General features: G+C 67.3%; 8 protein-coding genes. 5 read left to right on the top strand and 3 right to left on the bottom strand.

From position 1 onward, the window contains the following. Positions 1-260 precede the first annotated feature (260 nt). Both ACFK0J_RS29355 and gatB read left to right on the top strand, forming a co-directional pair. A complete protein-coding gene (locus ACFK0J_RS29355; RefSeq protein ID WP_378732765.1) occupies positions 261-1,646 on the top strand; it encodes an alpha/beta hydrolase family protein in 1,386 nt (461 codons plus the stop codon). A gap of 130 nt (positions 1,647-1,776) precedes the next feature. Next, entirely contained in the window at positions 1,777-3,282 is a 1,506-nt protein-coding gene (gene gatB, locus ACFK0J_RS29350) for an Asp-tRNA(Asn)/Glu-tRNA(Gln) amidotransferase subunit GatB (RefSeq protein WP_378732763.1), read from the top strand. A 1,947-nt stretch (positions 3,283-5,229) separates the two neighbouring features. Here gatB and ACFK0J_RS29345 read toward each other — a convergent pair. Then, positions 5,230-6,330 (bottom strand): PQQ-dependent sugar dehydrogenase, encoded by a 1,101-nt coding sequence (locus tag ACFK0J_RS29345; protein WP_378732761.1) that lies wholly within the window; start codon positions 6,328-6,330, stop codon positions 5,230-5,232. 197 nt (positions 6,331-6,527) lie between these two features. On the opposite strand from ACFK0J_RS29345, the gene ACFK0J_RS29340 reads away from it, so the two are divergent. Beyond that, complete coding sequence (locus tag ACFK0J_RS29340; protein ID WP_378732759.1) at positions 6,528-7,385, top strand: DoxX family protein; 858 nt, start codon at positions 6,528-6,530, stop codon at positions 7,383-7,385. A 624-nt stretch (positions 7,386-8,009) separates the two neighbouring features. Here ACFK0J_RS29340 and ilvD read toward each other — a convergent pair. Together ilvD and ACFK0J_RS29330 are read right to left on the bottom strand one after the other, a co-directional pair. Next, a complete protein-coding gene (ilvD, locus tag ACFK0J_RS29335; protein WP_378732757.1) occupies positions 8,010-9,851 on the bottom strand; it encodes a dihydroxy-acid dehydratase in 1,842 nt (613 codons plus the stop codon). Positions 9,852-10,416: 565 nt separating this feature from the next. Then, complete coding sequence (locus ACFK0J_RS29330) at positions 10,417-11,154, bottom strand: PH domain-containing protein (RefSeq protein ID WP_378732755.1); 738 nt, start codon at positions 11,152-11,154, stop codon at positions 10,417-10,419. Positions 11,155-11,494: 340 nt separating this feature from the next. Here ACFK0J_RS29330 and ACFK0J_RS29325 point away from each other — a divergent pair, with 340 nt between their 5' ends. Both ACFK0J_RS29325 and ilvN read left to right on the top strand, forming a co-directional pair. Continuing rightward, on the top strand, positions 11,495-13,426 hold the full coding sequence (locus ACFK0J_RS29325) for an acetolactate synthase large subunit (protein ID WP_378732753.1): 1,932 nt from the start codon (positions 11,495-11,497) through the stop codon (positions 13,424-13,426). Next, entirely contained in the window at positions 13,423-13,926 is a 504-nt protein-coding gene (ilvN, locus tag ACFK0J_RS29320) for an acetolactate synthase small subunit (protein WP_107658505.1), read from the top strand. The genes ACFK0J_RS29325 and ilvN overlap by 4 nt, the downstream gene beginning before the upstream one ends. The last annotated feature ends 72 nt before the right edge of the window (positions 13,927-13,998 follow it).

Raw genomic sequence — 13,998 nt, 5'->3', positions numbered from 1 at the left:
GCGGGTCTCGTCACCAGCGGTGGACGTAGCCCTGAGCCCCGCAAGTTCGATCTGATGATCGCGGAGCACCAGTTGCCGTTGTATGCCCGCAATGCCAGGGATTTCGAAGGACTCGAAGCAGTACTGACGGTTGTCGCCGTCTGACCTGCCCGCGTTATCGCGCGGGAATCTGCGGTACCTCGCAGGGTGCCGATTGTGATGTTGGTCCGTCGTCCAGCTGACCGTCTGGTGTACGAGGGCTCGTCTGTACTGTGGATTTCATGCGCACTGGTCGAGCGATTGCGTTGGCTCTGTTCATGATTGCCGTGTTGGTCGCGGGATGTTCGTCGGGGGCGGACTCGAATCCGCCGGAGCCGACGACCGGTGATTGGCACGGGGCGATCGAGGTGCCGGGGCGGCCGACCGAGGTTGGGGTGACGTTCACCGACAAGGGCACGGCCACCATCGACATCCCGACGCAAGGGGTGACGGCGGTGGAATTGAAGGACGTGAAGTCCGACCGGAACGAGGTGTCTTTCGCGATCGCCGACATCCCCGGCGATCCGAAGTTCCGCGGCGTCTACGACCAGGGCAGTGACCGCATCACCGGCGACTTCGTGCAGGGCGGGCAGACGTTCAAGCTCGCACTGCAACGCGGCAAGGTCGCCCCGCTCGCCCGCCCGCAGGAGCCGAAGCCGCCGTTCCCGTACCAGTCCGAGGACGTCACCTTCCGCAATGGTGACATCACCATCGCGGGCACCCTGACAAAACCCGAGGGCAAAGGCCCGTTCCCGGCGGTTCTGTTGATCACCGGCAGCGGCCCGCAGGACCGCAACGAAGGTTTGATGGGCCACAAGCCCTTCCTGCTGATCTCGGACACACTGACCAAAGCCGGTTACGCGGTCCTGCGCACCGACGACCGGGGTGTCGGCGGCACCGGCGGAAAGCTGGACGACGCGAACTACACCGACCTGTCCAACGATGTCGCGGCCGGTGTCGGGTTCCTGCGTGGACGCTCGGACATCGATCCGGCCCGCGTCGGCCTGTTCGGGCACAGCGAAGGCGGCTACCTCGCGCCACTGGTCGCCGCGCGTCCCGATAGTGGTGTCGCCTTCCTGATCCTGATGGCCGGACCGGGCGTGTCGGGCCATGATGTGCTCGTCGAGCAGACCCGGTTGATTGCCGCGGCAGGCGGCGCCCCCGCCGACGCCATCGAGAACCAGGTGCGGCAGACCGCCGAGCTCGCGGCACTGTTGAAGGCGGGTGACCTGGCTGGCGCGAAGGAATTGGCGCGCAAGCAGAATGAGGCCGAGCCTGCCGATCGGCGGGCCCCGGAATCCGACGTCACGGCGGGGATCACGCCGTACCTGGCCGCCCTTGTCGCCTACGAACCGGCACCGGCCCTGTCGGCCCTCCGGGTTCCGGTGCTCGCCTTCTTCGGCGGGAAAGATCTCCAGGTACCGCCGAGTCAGAGCGAGCCCGCGATGCGCACCGCCCTCGCCGCGAACCCCGATGCCACGGTCCATGTCTTCCCCGGCCTCAACCATCTGATGCAGCCCACCGAGACCGGGTTCCCCGGCGAGTACAGCACCATCGAGACGACTGTCTCGCCGGACGTGCTCAGCTACGTGACGGGGTGGTTGACGCAGCGGATCCCGCCGAAGTAGGTGAGTCGTGAGCGAGCGTAGCGAGTGAACTGATGTGCGGCGCCGTGGGCGTACGGCGGAAACGAGCGCCAGCGAGGTGGAGGCGTAAGCCCCTGCGTTCCCGCTCGAGGGCTTACATAGACTGTTGGCCATGAGTGCACCCACAGTCGACTTGATGGATTATTCGGATGTCATCGCCCGGTTCGAGCCGGTGCTTGGCATGGAGGTCCACGTCGAGCTGTCCACCGCAACCAAGATGTTCTGCGGTTGCCCGACCGAGTTCGGCGCCGACGCCAACACCCAGGTGTGCCCGGTGTGCCTCGGCCTGCCCGGCTCGCTGCCGGTGGTGAACGAGAAGGCCGTGGAGTCAGCGATCCGGATCGGCCTCGCGCTGAACTGTTCGATCACCCCGTGGGGCCGGTTCGCGCGCAAGAACTACTTCTACCCGGATCAGCCGAAGAACTACCAGATCAGCCAGTACGACGAGCCGATCGCCACCAACGGCCACCTCGACGTGCTGCTCGACGACGGCAGCACCTTCCGGGTGGAGATCGAGCGCGCGCACATGGAGGAGGACACCGGCAAGTCGACCCACGTCGGCGGTGCGACCGGCCGCATCCACGGCGCCAGCCACTCGCTGCTCGACTACAACCGGGCAGGTGTGCCGCTGGTCGAGATCGTCACCAAGCCGATCACCGGTGCGGGCGAGCGGGCCCCCGAGGTCGCTCGCGCGTACGTGACCGCGTTGCGTGAGGTGCTCAAGTCGCTCGGTGTGTCCGACGTCAAGATGGAGCAGGGTTCGCTGCGCTGCGACGCCAACGTGTCGCTGATGCCGCTCGGCGCAAGGGAATTCGGCACCCGCACCGAGACCAAGAACGTGAACTCGCTCAGGAGCGTCGAGGTCGCCGTCCGCTTCGAGATGCGCCGCCAGGCCGCGGTGCTGGCGAACGGCGGCACCATCGTCCAGGAGACCAGGCACTTCCACGAGACCGACGGCACCACCTCGCCCGGTCGCGTCAAGGAGACCTCCGAGGACTACCGCTACTTCCCCGAGCCGGACCTGGAACCCGTTGCGCCCGCACCGGAGTGGGTGGACGAGCTGCGCGGCACCATTCCGGAATACCCGTGGCTGCGTCGCTCGCGCATCCAGTCCGACTGGGGTCTGTCCGACGAGGTCATGCGCGACCTCGTCAACGCGGGCGCACTCGACCTCATCATCGCCACCGTCGACGCGGGCGCCCCCGCGAACGAGGCCCGCTCCTGGTGGGTCGCCTACCTCACCGAAAAGGCCAAGGAGCGCGAGGTTTCGCTGGAAGACCTGCCGATCACCCCCGCCCAGGTCGCCGAGGTGATCAACCTCGTCGAGGCGAAGACGGTGAACAACAAGGTCGCCAAGCAGGTCGTCGACTTCGTGCTCGCCGGCGAAGGCGAGCCCGCCCAGATCGTCGAAGCCAAGGGCCTCGGCATGGTCAGCGACGACAGCGCCCTCCAGGCCGAGGTCGAAAAGGCGCTCGCCGCAAACCCGGACATCGCCGACAAGATCCGCTCCGGCAAAGTCCAGGCCGCAGGCAAGATCGTCGGTGACGTCATGAAGGCGACCCGCGGCCAAGCGGATGCGGCGCGCGTACGCGAACTGGTCATCGCCGCTTGTAGCTGAGAGTGACTGCGCGCAGCGGGTTTTCGTGGTCTGCGACGTGTTCGCTCGGTAGGTGCTCGGCCATCCCTGCCCTCCGGGGTTCGGCTGGCTGAAACATGCTCGGCAGTGGCCGGTGCTTGCCGGTGGCGTTTGGTCGGCTGAAACATGCTCGGCAGTGGCCGGTGCTTACCGGTGGCGGTTTGGTCGGCTGAAACATGCTCGGTGGTTGCCGGTGGCGGTTTGGTCGGCTGAAACATGCTCGTCAGTGGCCGGTGCTTGCCGGTGGCGGTTTGGTCGGCTGAGAGGTGCTCGGCGGCGGTCGGTGCTTGCCCGCAGCCAGTCGGCCCGTAGCGGCTCAGTTGGTGAGTGATGCGGCCTGGCGGCCGCAGGCTCGGCTGGCCTGCAGCGAGTTTGGTTGACGTGCGTGCCCACCGAGCCTCGGTTGTTGAGACGCGGCGGCTCGGTGGGTAATCGACCGTGTCCGCGTCGATGGCACGAGGCCGCCGGTCGGTTCTTCAACGGCACCGTGGTGCTGAGTGATGAACCCGCCTGGGAAGTCGGTGTGGATTACGCCTGATCGTCATGCTGCGGCTGCCCGGCTGAATCCGAGACCGACGACCCGCGTAGCCGGTCTCGGCCTACTCCGGCACCGACTGATCACCGTGACGCCCGCGGGAACTTCCGCCCTAGCGATTTGCCGGTGGTGGGTTCGGTTGGCCTGTAGCGGATTAGCGGCTGGGCGGTGCTTGCCGGTGGCGGTTTATGTACCGCGCCCGGTTCGCTAGGGAGGCTGGCTGTGCTCGCCCGCCGAGGTTCGATCGCCTGCGACGTGTTCGCGCGGCGTGTGCGGTGCTTGCCTGTAGCGGTTCGGTTGGCCCCGTAGCGGTTCGGTTGGTGACCATGGTTACCCGCAGCGGGTTCAGTTGACCTTCGACGGAGAGTCGATTGTGGAACCGGGCTTGCGAGCCCGTACTCGACGTTCGCCTCAGCCAAGCTGCCCCGCGCGCGGAGGCAGTCACGAACGGGACATGGCACAGCGGTCCCCTCGACAAACACCGCGGCCAGGTCCCGTTCGGCATCACGTCAAGCGGTGGATTGATAGCGAGCGGGACATGAGGGAGCCCCCACTCGACATTTGCCTCGACCAGGTCCCACTCGGCACGCCAAACGCTGGCTCGGCAGCGAGCGGGACATGGGGGAGCCCCCACCTCGACATTTGCCTCGGCTAGGTCCCACCTCGGCACGCCAAAGGCTGGCTTGGCAGCGAGCGGGACATGAGGGAGTCTCCACTCGACATTTGCCTCGACCAGGTCCCACTCGGCACGCCAGAGGCTGGCTCGGCGGCGAGCGGGGCATGAGGGAGGCCTCTACTCGACATTTGCCTCGACCAGGTCCCACTCGGCACGCCAAAGGCTGGCTTGGCAGCGAGCGGGACATGGGGGAGCCCCCACTCGGCATTTGCCTCGACTAGGTCCCACTCGGCATTACGCCAAGTGGTGACTTGGTGGCGAGCGGGACATGGCAGAGCGCCAATTCGATGGACACAGCGGTTAAGTCCCGTTCGGCGGGCAAGTGCCACTACGCCTCGGCGTAGCAACCACTGCTCGCACCCTCGGCGAGTGGTGCATGACGGAGGGACCTACTCGACGTTTGCCGCAGCCATGTACCACTCGACGTGCGCCGGACCCGGGAGACGGTGGCGAACGGGGCATGGCGGGGTGGTGGGTTCAGTTGGCCCGCAATGGGTTCAGTTGGCCCGCAATGGGTTCAGTTGGTCGAACGTGGAGCGGTTGCCCCCCTTAGGTGGTTGTGGCGGCGATGCGTACCCGGCGCGGTGCAGCAAGCTCGGTCTGCTGGGCGGTTCGGCTGTATGCGGGAACCGCGTTCGCGCAATCGCTTTCGACTGCGTTGATACTGCGACGCCAAAGGGCCGACTCCGTAGAGTCGGCCCTTTGATGTTCGCGCGGCCTAGTCGGGGCCGTTTCCACCAGCCTGCGGCGGCGGAATGCGCACTACCCGATCGTCATACGGTCCAGGCTGACCGTCGGTCTTGTTGACTGTGCCCACCCAGATGGAGCCGTCCGCGCCAACGGCCGCGCCGCCGAGCTGCCCGTACTTGTCCTGCGCGAGCAGGGTCGGGGCCGAGGTGACGGCGTGGGTGTTCTCGTCGGCCGCCGCGATGGCGAGGGCCTTCGCCTTGGTCAGTGCGATCGCGACGCCGTCGGTCGCGGCGGCGCAGCCCGCGACGCCGGGACGGTCGGGCCAGGTCCACGCGGTGGTGACGACTCCGTCGCCGCCGAGCCGTTGCAGCCGGTCCTCGACGGCGGTGCGGTCGGTGATCCAGATGCTGTCCTTGCTGTCCCGGCAGACATCACCCGCGGTACCGATGCCCGATACCGCGACCTCCGCGGTAGCACCGGGCGCCGGGGAGTTCACCCGCAGCAGCTTGCCCGCCAGCGAGGACGGATTGTTCGCGGCGCCGGGATTGCCCGCGTCACCGGTCAGCACCAACATCTGGGTGGGTGTGGCGAAGTCGATGGCACCGTGATTTCCGCTGGGGCCCTTCGGGATTCCGGTCAGGATGTCCTTGGGTGGGCCGCCGCCCTCGGCGATGCGCACCACGCGGTTGTCGCTGGCCGTGGTGATGTAGGCGTACATCAGCCCGTCTTCGTGGAAGGTCGGGGAGAGCACGATGTCGCTGAGGCCGCCGTCGCTCGAGCCGTCCACGTCCACCCGGGCGACCTCGGAGGGCGGGGTCTCCGGCGCCACTTTGAGGATGCGCCCGGTGCGCCGCTCGGCAACCAGCGCGCCGTCGCCCAACGCGACAAGACCCCCGGTGGTGTCCAGACAGGTAGCCACCACAGCCGGGTCCGGGTCGATGCACGGCCCGCTCGGCCGGGTGGTCGACGTCGGTGGCTGCGACGGCTTCTTCGGGTCGATGTTCGCTCCATGCAGCGTCGGCTCCGGCGTGAACGGGCTCGACGCCGAATCATCGAACCGCGCGCATCCGCCCACCAGCACGGACCCGAGCACCAAGCTCACCGCAACTCGACCAACAACCAACCTCATAGCTCAGACGTTACGGAAAACCGTCCCGCAGCGCCCCTCCGGCCCACCGATGAGCCGCGCAAGTTTTCCCGCGCTGTGCAGAGTTTCCGCCCGAAGCACACGAGTTCGGCGAACTGGCTCCGGTCGGCAAAACACCGTGGACCCCCCTCGACGTGTTTGCGGCCCGCTGTTGCGTGGCGCAGCATAGGGTATTGGCCGTGACCGAGAAGCCGAAAGACACATCCGACCCCTCGGCGGCCCAGCGTTCGGTGCCGTCCACGGCCGAGCAGTCGGCGGTGTCGTCCACCGGCCGAGGCGTGACCAGTCCGTACGATTCGCCGACCGAGCAGTTCCCCAAGCTGACCAAGGACGTCCCGCGCACGGACGACGAACTCGGCCTCGACCCCGACGTCCCCCCGGTCGGTGCCAGCGGCACGTCGCCGGACGCGGCCCCCGCCTATGCCTACGCGAGCATCCCACCTGCCGCGAACACGCCGACCGACACGGGCAGGCTGCGCCGCCGCAACGGCGACGATCGCCGCGGCACACTGGATTTCGGCCTGTTCCTGCTGCGCCTGATCGTCGGCGGAACCTTCATCTACCACGGCCTGCAGAAGTTGACCGGCTGGTTCCACGGCCCCGGCCTCGACGGCACCCGCGACATGATGGAAAAGGGCGGCTGGGACCACCCGACGCTGTCGGCCATCCTGGTCACCGTCGGCGAGGTCGGCGGCGGGGCACTCCTGGTCCTCGGCCTGGCCACGCCGCTCGCCTCGGGCGCAATCCTCGCGGTCATCCTCGACGCGTGGGCCTGGAAGCAAGGCATGAACCCCGGCTTCCAATACAAGGCGTCCGTCCCGAGCGGCGTCGAACTCGAAAGCATCCTCGCAGGCACCGCCGCCGTCATCATCCTCACCGGCCCCGGCCGCTGGGCCTTCGACCGCAACCGCGGCTGGGCCACCCGCCCCTTCGCCGGCTCCGTCGCCGTCCTCCTCCTGGCCATAGCAGCCGCCGCCCTCACCTACTGGTACCTCCACGGCGGCAACCCCTTAACCGGCATAGGCCCCTTCAACTAACCCCCCACCCACCGACGCCCCTCGCACCCCGAGGGGCGCCGTTCGTTCACCCGCCCCAGCCCAAAGCCACGGAACCGGCTTGAACGGGACCTGGTTGAGGCAAAGGTCGAGTGGCGGCTCCGTCATGTCCCGCTCGCTAGCCGCCACCGCTCGAGGTGGTGGCGAGTGGGACCTGGTTGAGGCAAATGTCGAGTGGCGGCTCCGCCATGTCCCGCTCGCCATCAAGCCACCGCTCGCCCGCCAGGCCAGGCTTTGCCTCGGATGGGGCAGGGCCGCAGCGCTAGCGGGTCCCGTCCGAGGGCTACCGGCCGCCTATTCATCGCCCGGCAGCCCCCACTGCCGCAGAACCGGCGCGAGTGGGACCTGGCTGAGCCAAAGGTTGAGTGGAGGCTCCGTCATGTCCCGCTCGCCAACCGCCACCGCTTGACGTGATGCCGAGTGGGACCTGGCTGAGCCAAACGTCGAGTGTCCCGTTCGCGGCCAGCCCGGGGTGGGGTGGTGGGGTGGGTGGGACTTGGTTGCGGGAATTGCCGAGTAGGGGCTTGGTGATGTCCCGTTCGGGGGTGCGCAGCCGGTTGCGGTCGGAGGACGAGAGTGGCGCCCCTCGGGGAGGGGCGCCGGGGGTTAGGGGACGTGGCGGACGGCGCCCTTGTCGGCGGAGGTGGCTAGGGCGGCGTAGGCGCGGAGGGCGGTGGTTACGGGGCGGTCGCGGTTGATGGGTTGCCAGGGGCGTTCGGAGGCTTCCATTTTGGCTCGGCGTTCGGCGAGGATGGCGTCGTCGACTAGGACCTCGAGGGTTCGGGTGCTGACGTCGATGCGGATCTGGTCGCCGTTTTCGATCAGGCCGATGGTGCCGCCGCTGGCTGCTTCGGGGGAGATGTGGCCGATGGACAGGCCCGAGGTGCCGCCAGAGAAGCGGCCGTCGGTGATCAGTGCGCACTGCTTGCCGAGGCCAGCGCCCTTCAGGAAGGCGGTGGGGTGCAGCATTTCCTGCATGCCGGGGCCGCCCGCAGGGCCCTCGTAGCGGACGACGAGCACGTCGCCCGGCTTGATCTGCTTGTTGAGGATGGCCGAGACCGCTTCCTCCTGGGATTCCACGACGAGCGCGGGTCCCTGGAAGGTGAACAGTTCTTCATCGATGCCCGCGGTCTTGAGCACGGCGCCGTCGGGAGCGATGTTGCCGCGCAAGACGACCAGCCCGCCCTCCCGGGTGTACGCGTGCTCGACATCGCGGATGCAGCCGCCCTCGGCATCGGTGTCGAGCGAGGACCAGCGGTTCTCGGTGGAGAACGGCTCGACCGTGCGCACCCCGCCTGGCGCGGCATGGAACAACTCGATGGCTTCCTCGGATGCCTTGCCGGAGCGGATATCCCAGGTGTCGAGCCACTCGTCGAAGCTGCGCGTGTGCACGGTGCTCACATCGGTTTCCAGCAGACCGGCGCGGCGCAGTTCGCCGAGGATGGCGGGGATGCCACCGGCTCGGTGCACGTCTTCCATGTGGTAGTCGGAGTTGGGGGACACCTTCGACAGCGTCGGCACCCGGCGACTGGTCTCCTCGATGGTGTGCAGGTCGAAGTCGACCTCACCCTCCTGCGCGGCGGCCAACGTGTGCAGCACGGTGTTGGTCGAACCGCCCATTGCCACATCGAGAGCCATCGCGTTGCGGAAAGCCTTGGCGTTGGCCACATTTCGCGGCAGCACGGACGCATCGTCTTCGCGGTACCAGCGGTTGGCGATGTCGACGACCACGGTGCCCGCCCGCTCGAACAGCGCACGGCGCGCGGCATGGGTGGCCAGCGTGGACCCGTTGCCCGGCAACGCGAGTCCCAGTGCCTCGGTGAGACAGTTCATCGAGTTCGCGGTGAACATGCCGGAGCACGATCCACAGGTCGGGCAGGCGGATCGCTCGATCTCGCTCAAACCCTCGTCGGACACAGCCTGATTCGCGCTCGCCGAGATCGCGGTCACCAGGTCGGTCGGTGCCTGCGCGACACCACCCACGACCACGGCCTTACCGGCCTCCATCGGCCCGCCGGAAACGAACACCGTCGGAATGTTCAGCCGCATAGCGGCATTCAACATGCCGGGGGTGATCTTGTCGCAGTTGGAGATGCACACCAACGCGTCCGCGGTGTGCGCGTTCACCATGTATTCCACTGAGTCGGCGATGATTTCGCGCGACGGCAGCGAGTAGAGCATGCCACCATGACCCATCGCGATGCCGTCGTCGACGGCGATGGTGTGGAATTCCCGTGGCACGCCGCCCGCGGCGCGCACCGCCTCGGCAACGATGTCGCCGACATTCTTCAAGTGCACGTGGCCCGGCACGAACTGCGTGTAGGAGTTCGAGATGGCGACGATCGGCTTGCCGAAGTCGGAATCGGTCATGCCGGTGGCGCGCCAGAGTGCGCGGGCGCCTGCGGCATTGCGGCCGATGGTGGTGGTGCGTGAACGAAGCGGTGGCATTGATGGTCCTCGGTCGGGTCGCGGGGGCTGGGGTGCGACTGCGCAGAGTCAGCTCGGCGGCCGCTCCACGGTACTCCCGCGTGGGTAGGGGACTACATGCCGGTCAGGGCGGCTCGTGGCCGTCGTCCTGGGCCGTTCTCGCTGTCAGTCCGTGCTGCGTAATCGTGTCGCCGCGAGTGGTGTTCGTCGACGCTGACGGTGTCGCCGGAGGTACCCGACCGTCGGGCTGCGGTGTGCGAGCCGGGGATCGGTTCCGCCCGACACGCTGACCGCATAGCCGACAACACCTTACCGTCGGCAATTGTTCCGTATGGCGACAGTACCTCCGCGGATGCCGCGAATGCGCGTGAGCTGAGCTAGCGGTCAGCGCTGTGCTTGCCGAGGTGTCGTTGCGGTTGTCCAACGGCTCCGCGCCATCAGCCTCTTCGCCTGACCGGTGCGGGCTGTTGGCTGCCCGTGCAGGAGATGTCGGCCATGCCTGACCGCGTGGCTGGTTGGCCGCTACTGCGCGCCGTTTTTGCCGCGGGCGACGTCAACGTCGGATTCAGCCTTGCTGCCGTCGACATCAGCCGTCCCCGCCGCCGCCGTCCCCGCCGCCGCCGCCGTCGCCGTCGTCGACTCCACTTCGTCCACTGTCAGCTTCGGCCTTGCCGCTGTCGACTCCGGGCTTGCCGCTGTCGACTCCGAGCTCGCCGCTGCCTCCGGCCTCGCCACTCTCAGGTCTGGCCTTGCCGCTGCCAGTTCCAGCCTTGCCTCTATCGGCTCCAGCCTTGCCACCAACAGCGCCACCAACAGCGCCATCGCCACCGTCCACCGCCGCGCCCCCATCATCCGACGCCACACCCGTCGGCGGCACCGCATACGGGTCCGGAATCCTCCCCCGCGACGCCACCGCCAAATCACGCACCCGGTCATAACTCACCGCAGGCAATTTCACCTCGGTCCCGTCGACCAAATCGGCGCGCACGTATCCACGCTTCGGGATACGCACCCCCTTCAGCTGAGACCAGTCCAGATGCCGAGACCCGAACATCGTCCGCAAATCCAGTCCCGCTTCGGAGACCGTCGTCTGCGTCCGCCATACCCAGACGCCCACCACCACCGGGATGAACAACAACCACCACAGCCCGGCGGGCCAGCCGACGAACATGAAGAACACGCACATCAGCAGGATGAACACGCCGAGGAAGGCTAGGCGTGGGATGCGGATCACACGGGCGGCCGAGGCACTACCCGTATCCGATCCCGCGGCAGCGGTGTGGGACGATTTACCCGGTGGCACGGACTGATGCGGTGATGACACACCACCATCCTCGCATCCTGGTGAAGGACACAAGCAACCGCACTGTCCCACATAATGGGACGCCACGAGTCAGCTGTTTGACTCATGAGTTCACGCCCGCTTAACGTCGTGCGCGTGAATCGAAACGAGATGCTCGTAATCGGCCGGCGCGTCCAGCGTTGAGCCTGACTACCTGAGTCGAATACGTCAGCTCGCGTTGCGACGCGCCACCCTCGAACAGCCATGCGCTGTCGGGGGCTTTTTTGTGTTCGGACAAATGTCCGCCCGTGGCGGGTCGCAAGACACCGCATGTCAGACACAAATCCGGGGTCAGAACGACAAGCAGTTAGGAACGAAGACGGTGAGTGCACCAACCGCACGGCCCGGGCCCTCGGCCCGCAGGCCAGCGCCCTCGGCTAATCAGCCGACCGCGCCCGCTGGCAGTTCGACGATGTCGGCCAACCGCCGCCAGGTCCCGCCCGAGCGGGTCACCGGCGCGCAGTCGGTCGTCCGATCGCTCGAGGAGCTCGGCGTCGACACCGTATTCGGCATTCCCGGTGGCGCGATTCTTCCGGTGTACGACCCGCTGTTCGACTCGACCAAGGTGCGTCATGTGCTGGTCCGCCACGAGCAGGGCGCGGGTCACGCCGCGACCGGCTACGCGCAGGCAACCGGCAAGGTCGGCGTCTGCATGGCGACGTCGGGTCCCGGCGCGACCAACCTGGTCACCCCGATCGCCGACGCGCAGATGGACTCGGTGCCGATCGTTGCCATCACCGGCCAGGTCGGCCGTGGCCTGATCGGCACGGACGCCTTCCAAGAGGCGGATATCTCCGGCATCACCATGCCGATCACCAAGCACAACTTCCTCATCACCGAGGGCATCGACATCCCGCGCATCATCGCCGAGGCCTTCTACCTGGCCGCCAGCGGTCGCCCGGGCGCGGTGCTCGTCGACATCCCGAAGGACGTCCTGCAGATGCAGACGACCTTCAGCTGGCCGCCGGAAATGCGCCTGCCCGGCTACCGTCCGGTGACCAAGCCGCACGGCAAGCAGGTGCGCGAGGCCGCGCGAATGATCTTGGAAGCCAAGTCGCCCGTGCTCTACGTCGGCGGCGGCGTGATCAAGGCCGACGCCTCGCCCGAGCTGCTCGAGCTGGCCGAGATGACCGGCATCCCCGTGGTCACCACGTTGATGGCGCGCGGCGCGTTCCCGGACAGCCACCAGCTCAACATGGGCATGCCCGGCATGCACGGCACCGTGGGAGCCGTTGCGGCACTGCAACGCTCGGATCTGCTGATCACCCTCGGCGCCCGTTTCGACGACCGGGTGACCGGCCAGCTCGATTCGTTCGCGCCGGATGCCAAGGTGATCCACGCCGACATCGACCCGGCCGAGATCGGCAAGAACCGGCACGCGGACGTCCCGATCGTCGGCGACTGCCGCGAGGTGATCATCGAGCTGATCGAAACCCTGAAAGCCGATCCGGCAGCCAAGTCCCCGCTACTCGACCTCACCGACTGGTGGAAGTACCTCGACGGCGTCCGCAAAAGCTACCCGCTCGGCTGGACCGCGCCGAGTGACGGTTCGCTGTCGCCCGAGTTCGTCATCGACGCGCTCGGCCGCCTGGCCGGACCGGACGCCATCTACTGTGCCGGCGTCGGCCAGCACCAGATGTGGGCTGCCCAGTTCATCAAGTACGAAAAGCCGCGTACCTGGCTGAATTCCGGTGGTCTCGGCACCATGGGCTACGCCGTCCCGGCCGCCATGGGCGCCAAGATGGGCGCACCGGATAAAGAGGTGTGGGCGGTCGACGGTGACGGCTGCTTCCAGATGACCAACCAGGAGCTGGCCACCTGCGCCGTCGAGGGCGTGCCGATCAAGGTCGCGCTGATCAACAATGGCAACCTGGGCATGGTCCGCCAGTGGCAGACGCTGTTCTACCAGGAGCGGTACTCCAACACCGATCTCGGCACGCACACCCTGCGCATCCCCGACTTCGTGAAGCTCGCGGAAGCCCTTGGCTGCCACGGCATCCGGGTCGAGCGCGAGGAGGACGTGGAGGCCGCGATCCGCGAGGCGCAGGCCATCAACGACCGCCCCGTGGTGATCGACTTCATCGTCGGCAAGGACGCCCAGGTGTGGCCGATGGTCGCCGCGGGCACCAGCAACGACGAGATCATGGCCGCCCACGGCATCCGCCCGCTGTTCGACGACGACGAGCAGGCGGCGGAACCTGCGGTCATCCACGAGGCCATGTCGCACGAGAAGAACAAGGTGAACGAAGGATGAGCACCACTCATACCCTCAGCGTGCTCGTCGAGGACAAGCCGGGCGTGCTGGCGCGGGTCGCGGCGCTGTTCTCCCGCCGCGGTTTCAATATCGAATCGCTCGCGGTCGGTGGCACCGAGATCCCGGAGATCTCCCGGATGACCATCGTCGTCACCGTCGAGGACCTGCCGCTCGAGCAGGTCACCAAGCAGCTCAACAAGCTGGTGAACGTCATCAAGATCGTGGAGCAGGATTCCGACACCTCGGTGGCCCGCGAACTGATCCTGGTGAAGGTCCGCGCCGACGCCAGCGTGCGGACTCAGGTGATCGAGGCGGTTACGCTCTTCCGGGCGAAAGTGATCGACGTCTCCCCGGATGCCCTCACCGTCGAGGCGACCGGAACCCGGTCCAAGCTCGACGCGCTGCTGCGCATGCTGGAACCGTACGGAATTCGGGAGATCGTGCAGTCCGGTGTGGTCGCGGTGGGTCGTGGTCCCAAGTCGATCACCGCGACTCGCTGACAACAGTTGAATAGCGTGCTCCCACAACCGATGTGGGCCCGACGCGCACAGTGCGCCAGGTAGCTCCGGCGA

This window comes from Nocardia brasiliensis (assembly GCF_042691675.1).
GTDB classification, from domain to species: Bacteria; Actinomycetota; Actinomycetes; order Mycobacteriales; family Mycobacteriaceae; genus Nocardia; species Nocardia brasiliensis_D.
The sequence above is the reverse complement of the archived record's forward strand: the minus strand, read 5'-3'. Positions and strand labels throughout refer to the sequence as shown.